General features: G+C 72.6%; 3 protein-coding genes. All 3 read right to left on the bottom strand.

Annotation, left to right across the window (positions count from 1 at the left end; translation table 11 throughout):
- Positions 1 to 41: 41 nt before the first annotated feature.
- Positions 42 to 482 (bottom strand): SRPBCC family protein, encoded by a 441-nt coding sequence (locus ACWDYJ_RS36015; protein ID WP_451569820.1) that lies wholly within the window; start codon positions 480 to 482, stop codon positions 42 to 44.
- A 53-nt stretch (positions 483 to 535) separates the two neighbouring features.
- Positions 536 to 1,945 carry an amino acid permease gene (locus ACWDYJ_RS36010; RefSeq protein ID WP_451569819.1) on the bottom strand — a complete coding sequence of 470 codons (1,410 nt, stop codon included), beginning with the start codon at positions 1,943 to 1,945 and terminating at the stop codon, positions 536 to 538.
- Positions 1,946 to 2,020: 75 nt separating this feature from the next.
- On the bottom strand, positions 2,021 to 3,698 hold a 1,678-nt coding region (locus ACWDYJ_RS36005), incomplete at its 5' end, for an alkaline phosphatase family protein (protein WP_451569818.1).

Raw genomic sequence — 3,698 nt, 5'->3', positions numbered from 1 at the left:
GGTCGCGTCCGTGCGGACGCGACCACACCCCGATTCTTTGTTCAGTGCTCCAGCAGGTGCTTCAGCTTCTCCTCGTTGCGGGGCATCTCCTTGCGGGCGAACGGCTTGACCATGAGCGGGACCAGGGCCCGGCCGATGCCGTGGGCCTCGAAGTCCAGGTCCAGCGTCACGCGGGAGCGCGTGCCGTCGTCGAGGGGCTCGATGGTGCCGTGCAGGTCGGGCCGTACCGGCCCGTCGACGCCGTGCAGGTGCCAGCTCCTCGGCGGGTCGAGCTCCCTGACCTCCATCGTCGTGCGGAACTCCCGCCTGCCGATGCGTCGGGTGACCTTGACCCGGGAACCGACGTGGACGGGCGCGTCACCCAGCGGGGTGGCGGATACGGCGCTGTCCTGCCACTCCGGCAGATGCGTCGCATCCGTCACGTAGGAGTAGACCTCTGCGGGACTGCGGGAAATCTCGATGGTTTCTCTGATCGCGGACATGGTGACCCCTTACGGTCCCCTGATGTTCCCCTCTGCCCACGCTACTCCGCAGGTCAGGCAGCGGCGCGGCGCTTGCGGGCGGACATCAGCGCGTAGAGCGGGACGCCCGCGAAGAGGAACAGGACGCCCTGGTAGACGGCCGCGTAGCCGGAGCCCGCCACCAGCCACATCGAGAAGGCGAAGGCCAGGCAGGCGAGCGCGGCGTCACGGACCAGCCGGCCCCGCCGGACCCGCTCGGACTGGCCCGAGGCGAGGAAGTAGAGCTGCGCGGCGGTGGAGAGCAGGTAGGGGACGGTCGCCGTGAAGGTGGTGACCAGCACCAGGATCTCGAAGACGCCCTCGGAGCCGGCGGTGTAGTTGTAGAGGGTCAGGCCGGAGGCCAGCACGACCGTGACGAGGACGCCGACCACCGGGACGCCGCGCCTCTTCGTCTCGAAGACCTTCGGGAAGAGCCCGTCCTTGGCCGCGGCGTACGGGGTCTGCGCGCTGAGCAGGGTCCAGCCGTTGAGCGCGCCGACCATCGAGATCACGGCGGCGCCGGCGACGAGCGTGCCGCCCCAGGTTCCGCCGAACATAACGTTGACGGCGGCGCTGAAGGGGGCGTCGGAGGAGACCAGCTCCTCGTGCGCGACCAGGCCGAAGACGGCGAGCGTGCCCAGCAGGTAGACGACGGCGGCGCCCGTGGTGCCCAGGATCGTGGCGCGGCCGACATTGCGGGCCGGGTCGCGGACCTCGCCCGCGCTGACGGCGGCGGACTCCACGCCCAGGTAGCTGAAGAGCAGGATCGCGGCGGAGGCGGAGACGGCGCCGACCGGACTGTGGTCCGTGGCCTGGAAGGGGCCGAGGTTCGCCGGGTCGAAGAAGAACAGTCCGCCCACGGCCACCAGCAGCAGCGGGGCCAGCTTCAGCACGGTCGCGACGAGCTGGACCGCTCCCACGTAGCGGGTGCCGGCCAGGTTGGCGAGCGCCGGCAGCCACTGCACCGCGAGGGCGGCGAGGCACATGGACCACTTGTGCGCCCCGACCGCCGGGAAGAGGACCGCGAGGTAGCCGACGGCCGCCACCGCGAGGGCGGCGTTGGAGACCCAGGTGGTGATCCAGTAGCTGTACGCGGCGAGGAAGCCGGCGAAGTCACCGAAGGCGGCGCGGACGTAGACGTACGGACCGCCGGTCTGCGGATGCCGCTCGGCGAGGCGGCCGAAGACGAGGGCGAGGGCGATCGCGCCCAGGGTCAGGACGACGAAGGCGAGGAGGCTGATGGTGCCGAAGGGGGCCACCGAGGCGGGGAGCAGGAAGATCCCGCCGCCGATGATGTTGCCCATGACCAGGCAGACGGCTATCGGGAGGCCGAAACGGCGGGCGTGCGGACCGCCGCCCTCCCGGTCGGCGGGGCCGACTGCCTCGGCGGGGCCGGTGGCCTGGGGGCCGGTGGCCTCGGTGGGCAGGGCTGCGGTGCTGGTCATCGGTGGTGCGCCTCTGGATGTCTCACATGGTGGGCAGGTCGACCCATGGTCGACCAGCGTGAAGACCGCACCAAATCACCGGGTTTCGTCCGGTGCGGGCACCCCTGCGGAAGGAAAGGCTCCGCCTGCGGCGGCCTCCCGCAGGGGATCCTCCAGGGGCACCTGCGGGCCGTCCGCCTCGTGCAGCCAGCGGCGCAGCACGGCGTGCACCGCCTCCGCGCCCACCAGCTCCGGGCCCGGATCCGAGAGGTCCGTGGGCCACATCAGGAACGCGTGCCCCTGCTCCCCGCCCAGTCCGCCGTGCGAACCGATCTGCTCCTCGAAGGCGTGCACGGACCCGCTCGACGGGTCGTAGGCCGAATTCACCATGATGTCCGGCACGTGCGGGAAGGAGTCCGTCCGGCGGACCGCCTCGGCCGCGCCCGGGCCGAAGGGCGCCAGGAGTTCCTCCGCCGCTCCGGGCACGTCCAGCCGCGCGGCCGCGCCGTCCGGGCCCAGCACCTCCCCGTCGACGAGCAGGAAGCCCACGCCCGGATGGTTGGCCAGGGTGGGCAGCAGGGCGGGGTGCGCACGCTCGATGCGCCGGCGCGAGGCCCGGCCGGGTACGTCGGGGAAGGAGATCAGCCCGAGGTTGCCCGAGGACAGCACCACGGGGTCGGGTCCCGGTACCGGGTGAGCCTCCTCGTCCTCCTCCTCCACCGGCCGGTGCAGTGCGGCCAGCACGGCCGCGCGGGCCTCGGCGCCGCTGTGGGTGCGGCCGGCGCGGCGGGAGACCGGCAGTCCGCAGCCGGCCCGGACCAGATCCTTCAGGGTGAGTCCGTAGCGGGCCAGGAAGGTCTCCCCCGGGCTCTGGCCGTGGTCGGACAGGAGGACGAAGCGGTAGGCGCGCGGGGCGTGCTCGGCGACCCGGGCGATCAGCGCGAGGCTTCGGTCCAGGCGGGCCAGCACCTGGTCGGTGTCCCGGCCGTGGGGGCCGGAGTGGTGCGCGACCTCGTCGTACGCGACGAGGTCCGCGTAGATGGCGGTACGGCCCGCGAGCATGTCACCGATCACCGCTGCCACTACAACGTCACGTTCCACCACGGTGGCGAAGGCCCGGATCAGCGGGTACAGCCCGCCGCGCGCCACCCGCGGCAGCTCCTTGCGGGCCCGCGAGCGCAGCGACTGGACGATCTCGCGGCCCACCTCGGCGACGAACGACAGCGCGGTGCGCACCGCGTTGGCGGGGTCGGAGAAGTACACGAAGTAGCCCGCGCGGGAGCGGTTGGCCCGGTCGCGCCGGGCCGAGACCGACAGCACCAGCGCCAGTTGGTCGGCGCCGCCGCTGAACAGGTTGCCCCGGCTCGCGCCGTCGAGGCTGAGCAGCCCCCTGTCGCCGGTGCGCCGGACGGCGCGGCGCTGGAGTTCGGCAGAGCTTCTGGGCCTGTTGCAGACCATCACCTCGCCGGAGTCCTTCTCGTACCAGCGGAAGGCCGGCACGTCGAAGTTGGAGCCGTGCAGGATGCCGAGCTGGCTGGCGCCCGTCTGACTGGACCAGTCCGTACGCCAGGACGCCACCCGGTGGCTGTTCTCCAGCCAGAGCGCGACCGTCGGCATCAGCCCGTCGGCCGCCGCGCGGCGCAGCGCCTCGTATCCGACGCCGTCGAGCTGGAGGAAGACCGCCCCGGGGGACGCCTCGCCCGCGCGGGGCGCGCCCTGTGGCTGCTGCATCCCCTGGTCACCCTCCTCGTGGTCGTCGGCACGGCCAACCACT

The organism is Streptomyces sp. NPDC003042 (assembly GCF_053591315.1).
The sequence above is the reverse complement of the archived record's forward strand: the minus strand, read 5'-3'. Positions and strand labels throughout refer to the sequence as shown.

Bases quoted from the DNA above. Each gene is read 5' to 3' on its own strand.
- ACWDYJ_RS36010 (WP_451569819.1), bottom strand. From the start codon at position 1,945: ATGACCAGCACCGCAGCCCTGCCCACCGAGGCCACCGGCCCCCAGGCC.
- ACWDYJ_RS36015 (WP_451569820.1), bottom strand. From the start codon at position 482: ATGTCCGCGATCAGAGAAACCATCGAGATTTCCCGCAGTCCCGCAGAG.